Genomic DNA, 17,636 nt, shown 5'->3' with positions numbered 1-17,636 from the left:
CTCCTGCCTTTATTTTAGCTGAAGAACAGACGTTGTGAGGGCGTCTACCAGATGGTTAAATTTCTGCGGAGTTACGCGGCCAATAATGTCATTGTTCACACGAATAGACGGGCCGCAGGCGCAGTTGCCCAGGCAATACACAGGCACAAGAGTGAACTCGTTGTCGGCGGTGGTATCGTGATAGCCCACACTCAGGCGCTCCTGAACATGACGCTCAAGAGCGCGCCCACCGCGAGCCTGGCAGGCTTCGGCACGGCACACTTCCAACAGATTGCTGCCGGCCGGGCGTGTGCGGAAATGGTGGTAAAAGGTGATAACACCGTGAATATCGGCGCGGGTCTGCTGCAACATTTCCGCAATAATGGGTACAGCACCTTCTGGCACATAGCCAACGCGGTCTTGTATAGCGTGCAGAATGGGTAAAAGCGCACCGGGTTTATGCTGGAGGGCAGCGACTTCCCGACGAATAATCTCAGGGCTCCAATCGCCTGCCACAGGCATGGACATAACCGTCGCCTTTGAGTCGGCTACTTCTGACATATGCATAATTGTTCCTACCTGTTTTTGTTCTGGTACAGTAGTCGTTCGCCCAATAGTGCCTAAACTAGCACTCTGCCCCAACCTACGGAATATGAATAAAAGTGCATAACAGAAAGCTGAACATCTCACCCGCCTGGATTTTTCGTACCGCCAACGGCGAATTATTTGAGCCGGTTCTGTTTCGCCTGCTTGAAGGCATTCGCGACACCGGCAAACTCACCTTGGCCGCAACAACCGCGGGAATTTCCTATCGCCACGCCTGGAATCTACTCAACCGTGGCGGCCATATTATTGGCCTGCCACTGGTCATTATGCGTAAAGGACAAGGCTCCCAGTTGTCGCCCCTGGGCGAAAAACTGCTGTGGGCAGAGCATCGGGTCGACGCGCGCTTAGGGCCGCAAATAGACAGCATGACGGCTGAACTGAATGACCAGATTCAACAACTGCTGGCCAACACAAAACCAACGCTGCGCCTGCACGCCAGCCACGGTTATGCAGTGGCGCTGTTGCCCGAAGTGGCAGAACAGCTGAACATAAACCTTCAGTATCGTAATCCTGCGGAAGCGATTTCGGCGCTCAATCGCGGTGAATGCGACATCGCCAGCTTCCACCTGCCTACTTGTCCGCAGCTGGCTCGCCAGATTTTAAGCCACTACCGGGATTTACTCAGCGACGGCAGCCATCGACTGATTCGTTTTGTGACCCGACGCGAAGGCCTGATGCTGCGCAAAGGCGAACATCCGCAGGTGCGCAGCCTGAAAGACTTCAGCGAATCCGGGTTGCGCTTTATCAGCCGCGACCTGCATTCCGGTACCCGTATCCTGTTCAATCTGCTGCTAGAACAGCAAGGGTTAGATGCAAACAGTGTTAACCGCAGTGGCCAGCAGGAATTCACCCACACCGCGGTGGCGGCGTTTGTGGCCTCCGGCATGGCCGATGTGGGCTTTGGTGTGCAGGCCGCAGCCGAACAGTTCAGCCTGGACTTTTTGGAACTGGCCTGCGAGCACTATCTGCTGATCTATCGTCCAGAACACCTGTCGCAAAGCGCGCTGAACCACCTGATTGAGCTGCTACGTGCGCCCGAACTGCTTGAACGCATCGACAGCGTTCCCGGCTATCAGCTCGACCAACCCGGCCAGATTACCGGCTTTGACGAGCTGATCGCTTCCGACCAATAACCTGGAATCGGCCGGCCCTACTCGTTAAAACAACGCCGCCGCTTTAGCCAGAGCAATGTACAAGCCGATCAGGAACGGAATACCCACCGCCATCCAGGCCAGCACACCGGTAACTCCGAAAGCGCCACGAGCGGCGGTTTGGGCGTGAGATGACACACCGCTGTCGCGCTGCAACCTGCGCTCGCCTTCCAGCTCGTCGTCAGTCATGTGCAGTGAATGGTCTACCGGCTTGATCAGGCTGTTACAGATCAGACCCACTACCAACAACCCCGCCATAATGTATAGCGTGCGGTCATACACTAGAGCAGGCTCTATTCCCGCCTCCAGCTGCACCTCGCGAATCAACGCGATAACCACCGGCCCAACAAGCCCTGCTGCCGTCCAGGCGGTTAGCAGCCGGCCATGAATCGCACCCACCATTTGAGTGCCGAAAATATCGGCCAGATACGCGGGTACGGTGGCGAAACCACCGCCATACATACTCAAAATCACGCAAATGGAAATGACGAACATGCCGGCCATACCCAGGTGTCCCCAGGTGGGCAACAGGCAATACATGGCAATGCCGAGAACAAAGAAGACGAGATAGGTGTTTTTGCGGCCAAGCTTGTCCGAAAGCGATGCCCAGAACAGGCGACCAACGCTATTGAACAGACTGATCAGGCCAACCAGCCCGGCAGCTGCTGCCACAACGGCTGTTTTCTGCGCGGCAGTGAGCGCCACTGCAGAGTCTTTAATGCCCACAAGGGCGCCGCCGAAAACATCCTGCAGCATGGGGCTGGCCATGGAAATCACCCCAATACCCGCTGTTACGTTCAAAAACAGCACGCTCCAGATCATCCAGAACTGATGGGTTTTCCAGGCTCTACTGAGGTGTACATGGCCGTGAGTGATCATGGCGTTGGCTTGTTTACCCTGGGGTGGTTCCCAACCCGTTGGCTTCCAACCATTGGGGGGCACGCGAAAGCCCAGAGCGCCGGCCATCATCACAAAAAAGTAGATGACGCCCATTACCATCAACGTACTGGCAACACCCTTGCCACCGTCCGCAGAAAAATAGCCCATCAGCCAAACCGCCAATGGAGCACCCACCATGGCACCACCGCCAAAACCCATAATTGCAAAGCCGGTCGCCATGCCGCGGCGGTCGGGGAACCATTTAATCAACGTAGACACCGGAGTGATGTAACCCAAACCCTGGCCAATACCACCCAGCACACCGCAGCCCAGATACAGCAACCACAGTTGATGGGTCATCACACCTACGCCGCCCAGAATCATGCCTCCACCCCAGCATACCGCTGCGATGGCGCCGGCTTTACGCGGGCCTGCGTGTTCCAGCCAGGCACCCCACACCGCGGCCGAAATGCCCAGCATGGCTATAAAAATACCGAAGGTGTAAGTCACATGGCTGACGGCCCAGTTGCAGGACGTGGTTGTCATGGCCTGAAGTATGCCGATATCGGCGCAGGCCACCGGGTCTGCCGTCGTCACCAAATTGGCCATGGGCAGCCAAAACACCGAAAAGCCGTAGGCCATGCCGATGCAAAGGTGAATCGCCAGCGCCGCAGTGGGCACCAGCCAACGATTGAAATTGGGGCCTGCAACCGTGTTCTCACGGTCAAAAAAACCGGGTTTGAAGCGCGCCTCGTCGCCGTTTTGTAAACGGTCCTGTGTTATGCCGTCCATCAATCACCTCTATTTTGTTGTTGTCGTTTTGTTATTTCTCACAGCTTGAAACTGATCACTCAGCACTGAAATATGCACAAGAGAACATATATCACTGACTGATAAGTAAGAGAAACTGAGTATTAATGTGATTCTTTCGATAGTCAAACAACAAATAGATATTTAACATATGAATTTTTATGCATATATACACCTCTCGGCAACCTCCCTTTAGCGCCCAACAACAACGCCTGCACGCAGTTTGCTACAACGGAGGCGCAAATGATTGAACCCAGCCGGCAAAGCCAGCGACAAACCCGGCGTAACCCTTTTCAACTCTGCTTGTTAACCGTACCGGCTATGGGCAGACTTACAGCAGGCCAACGCGACCCTTGCCTGGCCTTGCTTGTCATTCGGGCATGGGTTCAAGTTCGCCGCCGCCTCTCCCCAGACCTTTCCAGCAGCAAGTGATGATGCCAACCGGCCACCACCAAGCTCGATCACCTGTCGCTTCAAACTGTAATGTCTTGACCCAGGCGTCGTAATGACGTGGGACAGCTACTCGAACGCCGTACGTTACAGGGCGATCCCATTTGGGAGTGCTCGCTATGGAGCAGCCGCCCGACAACGCACTCATAAAAGAGTATCGTTGCAAACATCACGAACCTTTTCATCATTTGAGCCCCCCGTTTGGATGTATGTCCCGCACGCCACCGGGTGCGGGTTTGAATGGAAAAAGTGGTCCGGCGGTCTGGTAATGGGCTGAGTGGTGGATGTAGCGTTGGCGAAGTAAGGCTTCTTCAACCGTTAACGTGGCTTCAGGGTTATTGCCCCAGCCAACCTTGATCAATCATCTGCCTGCGCTCCATCAGTACCCTTGCGTACTCATAGCTTTCTTTGGGGTGGTGGCCGAGGAACTTACGGGGCTGGGTTACCTGGACGTGTTCGTGGAAATTCTCGGGGTAGCCACCGCCAAAGTCGGAGTGGGCCCCGAGCAGCACCCACGCGCGCCGGTAGAAAACCATCTTTACCATCGGTCAAGCTGAAGGCCGTGCTCCTTGAGATAGTCGCCATGATCCGATAAATAGCGTTCAGTTCTCTTCTCATAATACTCAGGGTGAGTGTCTATTTTGACTGCTTTATAGCGTCCCACTTCGATGGCGGTTTCAGCTTTACTCATAATCCACATGACAACGGTCCCTCCTGGAGCGAGGCCCAGCACCAGGTTATAGCGAGGAAGATTATACAGCTTGCCAATCTTATGAACCGGTGCAAGTTGCTCCATTCGTTCACGCAACGCTTCCGGGTCAGGTATGTGGATCAGTCTGGCGTAAGACTGCTGTTCGGCAAGTGAAAACCAACTGATGTAAATGTAGTCGGGCATGGGCTCCAATTCGCTACCGTCGCTCCCCAGATCTTTCCAGCAACAATTGGTGATGCCAACCGGCCACCACCAAGCTCGCTCACCTGTCGCCTCAAACTGCAACCGCTTGACCCAAGCATCGTAATGTCGAGGCACACTGACCTTGAGTCGATATTTCACCTGTTTATCCCATTCAGGCTTGCCCGCAAAGGAGCAGCCACTTAACAGTAGGCTCGTGCAGATTACTGTTACAAGCACTACGAGTCTTCTCATCATTTGAGTCCCCTGTTTGGATGGATGTTCCGCATGCCACCGGGTGCGGGTTTGAATGGAAAAAGTGGTCCGGCGGTCTGATAATGGGCCGAGTGATGAATGTAGCGCTGGCGAAGTAAGGCTTCTTCTTTGGGCATTAATTGCAGTGGATGACCTTCGTTGATGTGACGGGTGATCTGGGCAGCTATAGATTGGAGTTCATCCGGCAAGATGATATCCGGATCGGCAGGGTCTACCGGGTCAAGTGGCACACCCGCATCTTTCGCCAACCGATACATTTGCCGCAGGGCTACACGGGAATACTCGGCCTGTACTCGCCGGTCCAGCCAGAGTTGGAACTGCAATTCGACTTCGCCTTCTTTTAGCCTCCGCCGGTAGGCTTCTTCAACCGTTAACGTGGCTTCAGGGTTATTTGGCCCCAGCCAACCTTGATCAATCAGCTGCCTGCGCTCCATCAGTACTGTTGCGTACTCATAGCTTTCTCTGGGGTGATGGCCGAGGAACTTACGGGAATGGGCTACCTGAATGTGTTCGTGAAAATTTTCGGGGTAGCCACCGCCAATGTCGGAGTGGGCACCGGGCAGTACCCACTCGTTAAAATGACCCGGCAGGCTGCCATCCGGCCCGCGCAGGCTGTTGAGAGAGAAGTTGTAACGCCATTCGTCCCGGGCGGTCAGGTGTACGGCTCTCTGAACCGCGTCGGGGGTGATGTCTACGCGCACCTCACCGTTGTTGGTATTGTGGGCGGAAAAGTCGGCGCCCAGTATATCAACAACGGCGGCAACGGTATCAAACAAGCCCAGAAAGCGAATAGTGACGGTTTTCGGCCAGGCAATGCCCAGCTTTTGAAAAGCCTGGCCCAATACACCGCTGACACCATCTCGCACGTCATTCACGAAATGTCGGGCCGTAGCCGCGCCGCGGCTGAAGCCGAAGACATCCAGAATCAGCTCATCCATTTGAGCTGTTAGTATATTGGAAAGATCAGTCGACAGAAGTTTCACTGCTAACTCAATCTTGGCAAGAACGCCTCGCTCCCCCATACCAGTCCCCATGGCCCAGGCGTCATCCTCTTTACCGGATTTGGTGCCAACGCCCGAGACATACGCGCGAATACGATGATTCTCTACGGTGACCGTGTCGGTGGACAAGGGTTGATAGAGCGTGTGGAGCTTTGCCACATTGGTCTCAGCATTAAGATAGCTCCCCTCCATCAGTTGCGAGATTTCAGCGCTGCAGGTTTCCTCACTGATGGCTCCTGCCGCCTGAGCGGTCAGGCATTCATCCACGTTTCGCTCAAAGGCACCGGTGTTACCGATGCTGTTGCCGGTGCCGTCGAAGAACACGCCGGCTTCAACGGTCACTTTGGGACGCAGGTCAGACCGGCCTTCTGAATAGCGCTTCGAAGCTTCGATTTCTTCCGGGGTCGCACCTTCCAGGCCTTCGTCTACCAGTGCGCCTTTGGCTTTGGCCCACTCAACAAAGCCGAAAGGGTCTTTGTTCAGCGCCTGTTCAGCTTCCGGGGTCAGTTGGCCCTGGCTGTTCAAGGCGCCAGCCTTGGCGAAATCCACCACCGGTGCCGTGAAGGTGGCTACGCCTAATAGGACACGGGGTTTGCCGGTGATGATCTGGCCACCGTGGGAGGTAGGGCTGCCCATGTGGGCAAGGGGGCGGCCGTCCAGCAGGGCCAGTGGATAGCCCTGAACGATCACGGCACCGCAGCCGCAGGCATCGCCCACCCGGGCAATGGGTACTCCATCCACGCTTGCGGTCGCGCCGTTCGCAATAATGGGGCTGCTGCCGTGGCCGTGCAGGGGGCAAACGTGGGTGTCGCCAACGCAGGCGACCATGAGGTTGCTCATGAGATATTCCTTCCTTGGGTGAACACCGGTTTTACTCCGAAAACCGGCTTGTCTTAAGCCAAAAGCAGCCTATACATTTTTTTGTCAAGATACCATCACCAACCAATGGTTAAAGTTGGGCCCCACTATAAAGCTGGCGTAACCCTTTTCAACTCTGCTTGTTAACCGTACCGGCTATGGGCAGACTTACAGCAGGCCAAGGCGACCCTTGCCTGGCCCTGCTTGCCATTCTTGATGTGGAGTTGTGATGGACCCGATGCTCACCCTGGTGGGTGCCCTGATGCTGGTGATCAGCATTGTTTTAAGCCCGCTGTCTAGCCGGGTGGGTATGCCTGTGCTGCTGATTTTTTTGGTGGTCGGCATGATGATGGGCGAAGACGGGCCAGGCGGCATTCGTTTTGATGATTACCAGCTGGCGTTTCTGATCGCCAATCTGGCCCTGGGCGTGATTCTGCTAGACGGTGGTATGCGCACCCGTGCTGAAACCTTCCGTGTTGGTCTGCGCCCCGCTTTGGTATTAGCTACCCTCGGTGTTTTTCTAACCGCTGCTGGCGCCGCCGTCGTCGCTTGGTGGGTGTTTGATTTGCATTGGATGCTGGCGCTACTGGTCGGCGCGATTATCTCGTCTACCGACGCTGCAGTGGTGTTCTCGATGCTGCAAGGCAGCGGCGTTCATCTTAACGAGCGTGTCAGCGCCACGTTAGAAATCGAGTCTGGCAGCAACGACCCCATGGCCATTTTCCTGACGTTGCTGATGGTCACGCTGATTGGCAACGCAGGTGAGAACAGCGTTGGCCCCGCCCTACGGTTACTGGTGGAACAGTTTGGTATTGGCAGCATTGCCGGATTAATTGGTGGCGTCGCCGTTGTCGCGCTAGCCAATCGGATGCGCCTGGCACCGCCGCTTTACCCACTGCTGGTGGCCGCCGGTGGTATCGCGGTATTTTCAGCCACCAACGCTTTGGGTGGCAGTGGTTTTTTGGCGATTTACCTGACCGGTGTGGTCATTGGCAACCGGCCTGTGCGCATGATGCCGATGATTCTGCAGGTGCACGACGGTCTGGCGTGGCTGGCGCAGCTGTGCCTGTTTCTTATGCTTGGGCTTTTGGTGGCCCCGTCGGAGTTACTGCCTCTGGCGGGCGGAGGCCTGATATTGGCGCTGGCACTCATTTTCGTGATTCGGCCGCTCACCGTAATGGCCACACTCTGGCCATTTGGCTTCAACCGCCGTGAGCTGGGTTTTATCAGCTGGGTGGGTCTGCGCGGTGCGGTGCCTATTGTGCTGGCACTGTTCCCCATTATTGCCGGCCTGCCAGACGCGCAACTGGTGTTCCACGCTGCCTTCTTTATCGTGCTGGTGTCATTGCTCGTTCAGGGCACCACCATGGCACCTTTGGCGCGCTGGCTGAAACTGGAAGTACCCGCCGACAACGCCCCGTTTCGCCGTTTTCCGCTAGACGCTCCGGCCGCCGGCGATCATGAATTAATGCTGTTCCCACTGCGGGGCAAAAACTGGGAACTGCCGCGGCGCCTGGACCAGCTCAAGCTTCCAGATAACACAGCGGTGGCCGGCGTATTCCGAAACCGATTGTGCCTGCAGTCACAAGCCGATCTTGAAGTGATTCAGGGCGACGTTATCGCCGTATTTTCCACGCCAGGCGTTTTACCGGAGCTGAACAAATCTCTCAGCGGTGCCTACACGCCTAGCCACTTGGCCGAACGTGCGTTCTTTGGCGACTTTGTGCTGAACGGCGACGCTCTGCTGGGCGATGTAGAACAGGTTTACGGCATTGAATTTGATGAACTTCCGCCCGACTTGTCACTCGCTGAATGCTTTGCCCAACGGACCAAGGGCCGCCCGGTTATTGGCGACCTGGTTGCTCTGGGGCCGGTTACGCTGGTGGTGCGTTCAATGAACGGCGACACCGTTGCCAAGGTAGGCCTGAAAATGGACGCTCAGCAAAACGCAGCCGAGGCAAAACATAACAACACCAAAGATGACAAAACCCATTAACAACTGCACCTTCAGTCATGATATAAACATTCTAAATTAACATTAATCATTGGTAAGTCGGTTTTATGAATATGGGTCGATTTTTTGTTTTGTGTTCACTGCTGCTGACTTTACTCACACCACAAGTTCTGGCTTCGGATTTGCTGGCGCGAGCAGACACCCGTCTTCCATTTCCGCATTCGTCAGACATCGACCAGCTACCGTCCATCACCAAAGTACTGGTGCAAAAAGGCAAGCGTTCGCTGCAGTTACTCAGTGGTGAGCAGGTTATCCGCCAATATCGAATTTCACTAGGTGACAATCCTCAGGGCCATAAGCTTTACGAGGGCGACAGCCGCACCCCCGAAGGCGAATACTCCCTGGATTGGCGCAACGCAGGCAGTTCATTTTACAAGTCTATTCACATTTCCTACCCCAGCGCCAGAGACCGTGAAATGGCCGAAAACTGGGGCCTGAACCCAGGCGGCAGCATCATGATTCACGGCCTGCCCAACGGCACTGACGACGATTTTGCTTTTGCTTTTTTTGGACTTGATTGGACTGACGGCTGCATTGCCGTCAGCAATCAAGAGATTGATGAAATCTGGCAACTGGTAAACGATGGCACCCCGATTGAAATCCTGCCCTGAAGCCCTTGTTGGAAGGTAAGCTAAGTGCCGGCACTAGAATAGTTTTCTGACATGAAACGCCGTGTAAGATTACGTTGTTGTCATAAGCTTCGGACATTCACCTACGCTTAGTTAACATTTGGTGGCAGACTGATTTACACTATTGATAGCTTCGGTGGTCAATCGCTTATCGGGCCTGTTTTGGCAGGTGGCGAGTTGACGGGATGTCAGCTACATTGATCACCGGACTTCGGGAAATACAACGACTAATAAGGGGATTTGCAATGCGTAAACTGACGATCGCTGGGCTTGCACTGGCAACCGCTCTGACTGCTGGCTGTGCCACTACTGATGACGCCGCTATGATGGAAGCCAATGCTACAGCTAGTTCAGCTGAGCAAACGGCTGAAAATGCAATGAACACTGCCAACAGCGCCGCCAGCTCTGCCCGCTCTGCCAAGCAGACAGCTGATCAAGCTCTGGCTGCTGCCAAAGCTGCTCAAAAATCCGCTGACGAAGCCAACGAGCGCGCCAAACGCATGCTTGACCGAGCCAGCAAGAAGTAAGCTTTGCACTATAAGAAAAAGGCCGGTAACCCCGGCCTTTTTTATGTCCGAATTTTGTATTTTGAACAAATACCCCAGACGCGCGATGGCGCCCGTGCTCAAAAATACAGCTGTTGACCTACGTCTTCCGCGGCCTTTACGGGGTCACCTTTCGCCACCGATGTGGTTTTCTCACCGATCACCGTGGGCAAACCGCTTGCCTGATCAACCGCAATTTCAATGGCCCTGCGTCGCACTTCCACCTCTGGGTGAGTTACCGCCAAACGCTCAAGCTGCTCCAGAGTAGCCAGCCACAGCTTGTTGCGATCTGCTGCCGAATATTCTTCCCGGGGCCGATGCACCTCCAGCCATACCTGACCGTTGGCAACCCCTACTTTCACCGGCTGGCGTACTATCTGCACCGGTGTACCCTTTGCAATCTGATAAGCAAAACGCGAAATGTCTTCGTTATACATGCGGAAACAACCGTGGCTGACCGCCATGCCAACACCAAACTTTTTATTGGTGCCGTGAATCAAATAGCCTTGCTCACTCAGCATAAGCGCATGGCTACCCAACGGGTTATCTGGCCCCGGCGGAATCATGCGCGGCAAAAAATCACCTTCAGCGGCGTGCTCGGCGCGAATGCTCTCCGGCGGATACCAGGCTGGCGAAGTCAGCGCCATGGTCACTTGCGCATTGGTTAACGGTGATGGGTTTTCTTCGGTACCAACGCCCACCGGGTATACCTGAACCCCGTTGCCACTAAAGTAATAAAGGCGATATTCCGCCAGGTTGATCACAATACCTTCGCGCTTCGCATCCGGCATAACATAGTGTCGGGGCAAAGTAATACTGGTGCCTTCGCCGGGCAGCCAGGGGTCTACCCCGGGGTTGGCTTTCACCAGCTCCAAATAACCCAGAGCCTCGGCGCTACCGATACCTGCAAACGTGTCTTCATAACGGGTTTTAAACACACTCAACTGCCCGGCCACATCGCCCTGAATACTGTAGGTAGCCACTCTTGCTGCCTTATCAGCCGGAAGAGGTTTAGCTGCGCCCTGGGCCAGCAGCAAAGGCGCAAAAGCTGCACTCAGCAACAGTGTCAATAAACGCATTTTCACACCCATAACATTCTACTCGAAGACAGAAATAGACAAAGTTCAGACCCTGAACCCAGCCAAGAGTTCCATTGCGCACAGGCCACAAAAGGAGCCCGGCGGCAGAGAAAGTAGATTACTGGCGCTTCGCTGCAAAAGGCAATCAATACCGGCGCTTTCAGGTGCGCATTTTCCACACTGGAATAATCGCCAACGCCAAAAATACCGCCACCATCCACCAGGCAAACTGAAACGCCTCTACGGTGGGCATGCCGTTTCGATGATCACCGTGTTCGATGGCCAATGCGACCATGTTGACACCGAAGGCCCCTCCAAGCTGCCTGGTAAAGCTGATGGTGCTGGACCCTGCGCCCAGCTCCTCCGGTGCCAAAGGATTCAGCGCACCCATCGACAGTGCCGGCAACATAAAACCTATACCAACTCTGCCCACCGCTGCCCACAAGGCCAGCCAGCCCAAAGGTGTCTCGAAGCCAGACAACGCAAACAGTGTGGCCGACAAGGTAAACGCCAGAATGCCAAAAATAACCAGTTTGCGACTGCTGTGTTTGTCCGCCATGTTGCCGGCAACAGGAAACACAATGCCCAGAACGATGCCCGCAGGCAGCATTAACAAACCGGCCTCGGTGGCGCTGGACCCCAATGCCGTCTGGGCGAATAAAGGAATCAGGTAGGTGGAGCCGAACAACGCCAGGCCCATGGCCATGGCACCCAGATTGGCGTACAGAAATACCGGTTTGCGTAACAGCGCAATATTCACCAGGGGGTGCAGCGCACTGCGTTCTCGGCATACGAAAAGAGTCAAAAACAGCAATGCTGCCGCGGCCTCTGCAGCGATGAATGAACCCTGGCCGACCACATTTTGCAGCCTGCTCAAGCTGTCGAGGGACAAGCCAATGGAGGCGCCCAGCAGAACCAATCCCAGCACATCCAGAGGATAAGGTTTAGGACGGTTCTCGGGGCTCGGCAGAAAGCGCCAGACCATAAACACGCCAGCAGCCGTAACCGGCACCGGCGCGAACATCACGTAACGCCAGGTCAGCTCGTCAACCAGAAAGCCCCCCAGCACCGGCCCCAGGGCCGGGGCCAATACCACGCCCATGCCGTAAATGCCCATGGCTTGGCCGCGTTGATTACGAGGGAAAATTCGGAATACCAAGAACATGGCCATGGGCTGCATCAATCCAGCCATGGCGCCCTGACCGATGCGCGCCGCAATAAGCTGTTCTGGACTTGCGGCAAAGCCTCCCAGCACGGAGATCACGGTGAACAGCGCCATGGCTGTCGCGAGAGTTTTGCGGATACCAAAATGGTCCAGCAACCAGGAGGAGGCCAGCATGGTGGTTGTCATGGCTGCAATAAAACCGGTGGCTAGCCAGTGAATTTGGCCCTGGCGCACCCCAAACTCCAGCATAATGTCATACAGCGCCACGTTCACCACGGTAGCACTCAGCACCGTTGACATGGTGCCGGCCATAACCGTGGCGACGGCAAGCCAACGCCAGCGATAGCCGTAGCGCTGTTGCAGCCCCGCTACCGAATTGTCTGCCACCGTTTACCTTTGCTTGTGCGCGTTTTCCAGAATGGTTCCAAAAACCCGCAGCGTAACTTCAATATCTTCTTCGCTAACGCCTTCCAGCATTTCGTCACGCAGGCGATCTGCGCGAGACGTCATCTCGTCCATAAACGCACGGCCACCGTCGGTCAAATGCAGGCGGCGGGCGCGGCGGTCATTCGGACAAGGGCGGCGCTCAATCAACTCCTGGCCTTCCAGGCTGTCTAACAGACGCACCAGTGTCGGATTTTCAATGGCCATTAAACTGGCCAGTTCGCGCTGGGTTAAACCTTCACCACCCGATTTTAAATAGAACATGGTACTCCACCTCGCCTGGGTAACGCCCAGACCTTTCAACCGTTCGTCGAGCATTTTGCGCCAGCGACGGGTGACACGTGCAATGGTAAACGGAAACTGCTCTCTCATCGGTGATTGCTCCTGAGTTTTTGACAGACTGCCGGCGCCGTGAAAGCCGCAGAGCTGACGATGCCAAAAGCTTACTTTATGAAAAATTCGATAATAGCATGCTAACCGTGCGCTTAAATACAGGTTTGCAATAGTAAGCAATATTTGAAAGCAGGGAAACCACAGCGCCCGCCTTATTAGCGGGCAGGCGCATTCTGGAGGCTGTCTGTCGCTATTGAGCTTCTATCCGGCTCGCCTTTTGCCGCATCCACTACGACCTCTGGCGAATCGGTAAACTCCGCGTTGCGGGGATCCATTTCGGCCAAAACCGTAGACGTTTCAGGCATAGCCGGCACAAATTGCTCCTGATCCTCCACCGCGATGTCCTCGGTGTGGGTAATGCGATAACTGGTCGCCGCAGCCAACACGATCAGCGCAGCGGCGTAACCATAAAACAGGCCCTCTGGGCCCAAAAGCTGTATCAGTTTAGACAGCACCACTGGCCCGATCACGCTGCCAATGCCATAACTGAGCAGCAACGTCGCACTGGCTGCAACAATACGAGAACTTTCCATACGGTCGTTGGTGATCGCCACGGCCACCGGATAAATGCTTGCAGACAGGCCTGTAAATACAGCCACCGCCAGCGTAAGTGCCAGTAACTGATGGCTACCCAGCATAGTGACCAACAACGCAGCAATGGCCGCCAACACCGATATCCAGAACATGATTCGACGTCGGTCAAAGCGATCGCACAAAATGCCGATCGGCCAGGCCAGAAGCATGGCGGCAAGAATAGCGCTGGCCATAAAGTTCGCGGTCTGGCTTACATCCAGGCCCACCAGAGTGGCGTAAACCGGCCCCAATGCGTAAAAACTGCCAATCAGTATGCCGGCCATCACGGCTCCGGCCACGCCGGTGAACGACTCGCGCGCCAACGTAAACACCGAGAGTCTCGGTGAAGGCGCGATTTCTGGCGCCTCCATTCGCGTCATCGCCAGGGGCACCAGGGCCAGCACTAACAAAATCGCAGCCAGGGAGTAAGGCACATAATCTGCGGGATTACCCACATTGATCAATAACTGGCCACCCACAGCCGCCAGCAAATACACCACCTGATACACCGCAAACAGGGTACTGCGATTGGAGTTGGTCGCGCGGCTGGAAAACCAGCTTTCAATGACCACCAGAACGCCAGCCATGCTAAATCCCGAAACCGCTCGCAAAACTGCCCAGAAAACCATGTCAAGGGCCATGGGATACAGCAACGATGCCACCGCAGCGATGGTCGCAAACACCGCAAAGGCTCGAATATGCCCTACCCGCGACACCACTTTTTGCACAAACAAAGTGCCCAGCACAAAGCCAATGGAGTAGCACACCAAAACCGTACCAATGGTATCCGGCGCAACGCCCTCAATGCTCAAGCGGATACCCAGCAACGTCATCAGAAAAGCGTTTCCGCCGTTCAGCAGCACGATGCTAAGAAGCAGCGCAAACAATGAGGCGACCATTCGGGTCATGACAAAACTCCGGAACTACCAGATGAGGGTATAGTGTGATGGCGTTGATCGCAGAAACAGGTATTTTCCGGTCAAACTGCAGTACTTTTCGAGCACCGCCATTAAACCAGCTGACACATCGCTAATGCACTAGGCACTTGCCGCTGCTACTGAGTGTTCTGGCCAGTGCGAACAGGAAATTTTACTATTTTTTACATTAATGCGCCGTAACAGATCCCAGGTTTGTGAAAATGTACCATAATCAACTCACGTACAATTGATGAGTTCATCGTTATGAAAAAAACAGAATGGCCCATCCGTTGGGATTTGTTGGTTCGATATCGCCTGATTGAGGCCGTTGCATTGTGGGAAGGTCGACTGACAACCAACCACATTTGTTATAGTTTCGGTATTGGCCGCCAACAAGCATCCAAAGACATTAACACCTATCTGCGTGAACTGGCGCCTGGTAATTTGGAATACGACCGTCACTTGAAGGGCTACGTGCCAGCCAGCAATTTCAAGCCGGTGGTTACTCGCGGCGAAATCAGCGAATACCAGGATCTGGTGGCCAGCCAACAACAGCTCAGCAGTGTGTTTGCCTCACTGGAGGTGCGGCTACCCGGCAGCCATTCGGTTTCAAGCCCCGGACGGGTGATTGATCCAGCCACCATGCGCGCCGTGGTCAGCGCTATTCGCGGCGGCCGACAACTCCGAGCCAGCTACGTATCTCTCAGCCGCCCGGAGGCTGTTCACAGCGTATTGGAACCGCATACAATGGTCTGCGCAGGCAATCAATGGCACGTTCGTGCCTGGTGTGATGCCAATCGCGAATTCCGCGACTTTGCCATCAGCCGTCTACGCAGCGTTCCTGAACTGCTGCGCCAGAAAGTTCGGCACAGTATTTCCCAAGACAACGACTGGAATCGTCAGCTTACATTGGAAGTGGCGCCAGACCAGCGCCTGTCACAGCCTCAGCAGCTTATTATTGCCAACGATTACGACATGCAACACGGCAAATTAACGGTAACCAGCCGCGCTGCACTGGCGCCCTATATTCTGGCGCAGCTAGGCATTACCATAAACACCCAGCATCCTGACCCTCTGGTGCAGCAGCTGGAACTTATCAACCCGGACAGTCTGGGCTTTGGCAGTAAACGCGAGCAGGCACTTAAAACCATCGCCGCCTGTGGTTAAGGTTAAGTTAAGTGCTCGACTGTGCCATAAGTTCCGCGTGTGATCACACGTCCTGAGTCGATTTTTATCCGACTATTCTGCTGTTCAGTGCTGGTATTCCCAGCGCTGGCAGCAGCAAATACCTGTGGACAATCTGCAACAGTCATTACTGAGGTTCAAGGTAATACAGACACCTCGGCGCTGGTGGGTCAAACCGTTACCGTTGAAGGCGTATTAACCCAAGACTCACGCCAGACCGGCGGCTTTTCCGGGTTTTACCTGCAGCAGGCGAATACGCCTGCTGCCTCTACTCGCTCTTCCGCACTATTTGTTTATACCCGTCATAAAGGGGGCCGTTCTGGCCAACGTCTGCGCGTCACCGGCAAAGTCAAAGAACACTATGGGCTGACAGAGCTGGTTGCAGTGAGTGATTTAAAGGTGTGCGGCACCCACGCACTGCCAGCCCCGGTGGAAATGTCTTTGCCTTGGACAAGAACGCCTGAAAGCCTGGAAAACATGCGCGTCCGCATTAACGACCCACTCAAGATTACCGACAGCTATCAGCTAACGCGCTTTGGTGACGTATCGTTGGCAGCCAAAGACCCCTTGATATCCACCGAGTTCATGGCCCCGGGAGCAGCCGCCCTGCACCACGCAGACCTGGCCTCCTTGAACACCCTGATACTGGATGATGGCCACGCCCGCCGCAACCCGCCTTCACTGAACTGGCTGCCAGCCTACAACGCCGCTCAGCCGGGTTCGGCTGTTTCCAGTCTGGTCGCCGGCACCCAGGTTCGCGGCCTGACTGGCGTATTGGATTATCGCTACGGCGCCTGGCGCTTACAGCCTGACCAGATACCCAGCCTGAAACCGCCTCCGTTACCTGACCCGGCGCCGACAAGGCCAACCGGCTCGAATCTGCGGGTTATGACTCTGAATCTGAATAACCTGTTCAACGGTGATGGCCGCGGCCAAGGTTTTCCAACCAGCCGCGGGGCAGAAACACAGGCCCAGTACCAGCGCCAGCTGCAGCGTTTAAGCTCGGGCCTGAATCAGGCTGGTGCCGATTTGCTCGCGCTGTCTGAACTGGAAAACGATGGCTATGGCAACAACAGCGCCATCGCCCAGTTAGCCGCCAGTCTTGGGCCACACTGGCGCTTTGTAGTGCCGGTTAACTCGGCCATGCAAAAAGACGCCATCCGCAACGGCTTGCTGTACCGCGAAGATCGGGTAAACGCGCTTGGGCCAGCGCAGTATCTGTCGGGCGACGGCGGCCGCCCCGCGATAACCCAACGCTTTGCCCTGAAGAGCGGCGGCCTGCCGCTCAGACTGGTGAGCGTGCATCTGAAATCAAAATCTTGCCGCAACGCCCGTGGTGAAAACGCACAACAGAGCGATGGCCAGGGTTGCTACAACGCGGTGAGAGTAAAACAGGCAAAAACACTGCACAAGCAGCTGGATCAACTGGGGCAGCTAGACAAAAGTAACGCCTTGGCAGGCACCCTGATCACCGGCGATTTCAACAGCTACAGCAAAGAGCAGCCCATCAGCGAACTGGCCCGCGCCGGCTACACCAGCATGGTCGCGCACTTCCACCCGTGCACGCCGGCGCGCTGTGAACACTACAGCTATCGTTTTAAAGGGGCTCGGGGGTCACTGGATCACGCCTTGGCATCCACGGCGTTAAAGCCGCGGGTGCTGTCGGCAAGGGTGTGGAATATCAACGCAGATCAGCCCCGAATGGCGGATTACCGCAGCCATTCAAGCCCGCAGTCTTGGCGCTCTTCTGACCACAACCCATTGATTACCGATATAAAGCTGTAAAGCCC

General features: G+C 55.3%; 15 protein-coding genes. 6 read left to right on the top strand and 9 right to left on the bottom strand.

What is annotated here, in order from left to right; translation table 11 throughout:
- Positions 1–9: 9 nt before the first annotated feature.
- Positions 10–546, bottom strand: a complete 537-nt coding sequence (locus MIH18_RS13870; protein WP_249012648.1) for a formate dehydrogenase subunit gamma — start codon at positions 544–546, stop codon at positions 10–12.
- Between the two features lie 95 nt (positions 547–641).
- Between MIH18_RS13870 and MIH18_RS13865 the strand changes: the two genes are divergently transcribed.
- Positions 642–1,718, top strand: a complete 1,077-nt coding sequence (locus MIH18_RS13865) for a helix-turn-helix transcriptional regulator (RefSeq protein ID WP_249012647.1) — start codon at positions 642–644, stop codon at positions 1,716–1,718.
- A gap of 24 nt (positions 1,719–1,742) precedes the next feature.
- On the opposite strand, the gene MIH18_RS13860 is transcribed toward MIH18_RS13865, so the two are convergent.
- The 4 genes from MIH18_RS13860 to MIH18_RS13845 all read right to left on the bottom strand — a co-directional run bounded on the left by MIH18_RS13860 (position 1,743) and on the right by MIH18_RS13845 (position 6,884).
- Positions 1,743–3,407 (bottom strand): OFA family MFS transporter, encoded by a 1,665-nt coding sequence (locus MIH18_RS13860; RefSeq protein WP_249012646.1) that lies wholly within the window; start codon positions 3,405–3,407, stop codon positions 1,743–1,745.
- 803 nt (positions 3,408–4,210) lie between these two features.
- A complete protein-coding gene (locus tag MIH18_RS13855; protein ID WP_249007076.1) occupies positions 4,211–4,420 on the bottom strand; it encodes a hypothetical protein in 210 nt (69 codons plus the stop codon).
- The gene (locus MIH18_RS13850) at positions 4,414–5,025 is read right to left on the bottom strand and encodes a DUF2931 family protein (RefSeq protein WP_249012645.1); all 612 of its coding nucleotides are present in this window, start codon (positions 5,023–5,025) and stop codon (positions 4,414–4,416) included. Before MIH18_RS13850 ends, MIH18_RS13855 begins: the two co-directional genes overlap by 7 nt.
- Positions 5,022–6,884 carry a DUF2235 domain-containing protein gene (locus MIH18_RS13845; protein ID WP_249012644.1) on the bottom strand — a complete coding sequence of 621 codons (1,863 nt, stop codon included), beginning with the start codon at positions 6,882–6,884 and terminating at the stop codon, positions 5,022–5,024. The genes MIH18_RS13850 and MIH18_RS13845 overlap by 4 nt, the downstream gene beginning before the upstream one ends.
- Before the next feature lie 247 nt (positions 6,885–7,131).
- Between MIH18_RS13845 and MIH18_RS13840 the strand changes: the two genes are divergently transcribed.
- From MIH18_RS13840 to MIH18_RS13830, 3 genes are all read left to right on the top strand, one after another.
- Positions 7,132–8,898 carry a potassium/proton antiporter gene (locus MIH18_RS13840; RefSeq protein ID WP_249012643.1) on the top strand — a complete coding sequence of 589 codons (1,767 nt, stop codon included), beginning with the start codon at positions 7,132–7,134 and terminating at the stop codon, positions 8,896–8,898.
- Positions 8,899–8,963: 65 nt separating this feature from the next.
- Entirely contained in the window at positions 8,964–9,527 is a 564-nt protein-coding gene (locus MIH18_RS13835) for a L,D-transpeptidase family protein (protein ID WP_249007072.1), read from the top strand.
- A 263-nt stretch (positions 9,528–9,790) separates the two neighbouring features.
- The gene (locus MIH18_RS13830; RefSeq protein WP_249007071.1) at positions 9,791–10,072 is read left to right on the top strand and encodes an Lpp/OprI family alanine-zipper lipoprotein; all 282 of its coding nucleotides are present in this window, start codon (positions 9,791–9,793) and stop codon (positions 10,070–10,072) included.
- 98 nt (positions 10,073–10,170) lie between these two features.
- Here the strand turns inward: MIH18_RS13830 and MIH18_RS13825 are convergent, their stop codons facing one another.
- The 4 genes from MIH18_RS13825 to MIH18_RS13810 all read right to left on the bottom strand — a co-directional run bounded on the left by MIH18_RS13825 (position 10,171) and on the right by MIH18_RS13810 (position 14,652).
- Positions 10,171–11,181 carry a L,D-transpeptidase family protein gene (locus MIH18_RS13825; RefSeq protein ID WP_249007070.1) on the bottom strand — a complete coding sequence of 337 codons (1,011 nt, stop codon included), beginning with the start codon at positions 11,179–11,181 and terminating at the stop codon, positions 10,171–10,173.
- 148 nt (positions 11,182–11,329) lie between these two features.
- The gene (locus tag MIH18_RS13820) at positions 11,330–12,721 is read right to left on the bottom strand and encodes a DHA2 family efflux MFS transporter permease subunit (RefSeq protein WP_249012642.1); all 1,392 of its coding nucleotides are present in this window, start codon (positions 12,719–12,721) and stop codon (positions 11,330–11,332) included.
- 3 nt (positions 12,722–12,724) lie between these two features.
- Positions 12,725–13,150, bottom strand: a complete 426-nt coding sequence (locus tag MIH18_RS13815; RefSeq protein WP_249007068.1) for a MarR family transcriptional regulator — start codon at positions 13,148–13,150, stop codon at positions 12,725–12,727.
- Positions 13,151–13,326: 176 nt separating this feature from the next.
- Positions 13,327–14,652 carry an MFS transporter gene (locus MIH18_RS13810; protein ID WP_249007067.1) on the bottom strand — a complete coding sequence of 442 codons (1,326 nt, stop codon included), beginning with the start codon at positions 14,650–14,652 and terminating at the stop codon, positions 13,327–13,329.
- 273 nt (positions 14,653–14,925) lie between these two features.
- On the opposite strand from MIH18_RS13810, the gene MIH18_RS13805 reads away from it, so the two are divergent.
- Positions 14,926–15,828, top strand: coding sequence for a WYL domain-containing protein (locus MIH18_RS13805; protein ID WP_249007066.1), 903 nt, complete (start codon positions 14,926–14,928; stop codon positions 15,826–15,828).
- An 87-nt stretch (positions 15,829–15,915) separates the two neighbouring features.
- Positions 15,916–17,631: an ExeM/NucH family extracellular endonuclease gene (locus MIH18_RS13800; RefSeq protein ID WP_249012641.1), complete on the top strand. Its 1,716-nt coding sequence runs from the start codon at positions 15,916–15,918 to the stop codon at positions 17,629–17,631.
- Positions 17,632–17,636 lie beyond the last annotated feature (5 nt).

It is taken from the genome of Marinobacter sp. M3C (assembly GCF_023311895.1).
Lineage (GTDB): Bacteria > Pseudomonadota > Gammaproteobacteria > Pseudomonadales > Oleiphilaceae > Marinobacter.
The sequence above is the reverse complement of the archived record's forward strand: the minus strand, read 5'-3'. Positions and strand labels throughout refer to the sequence as shown.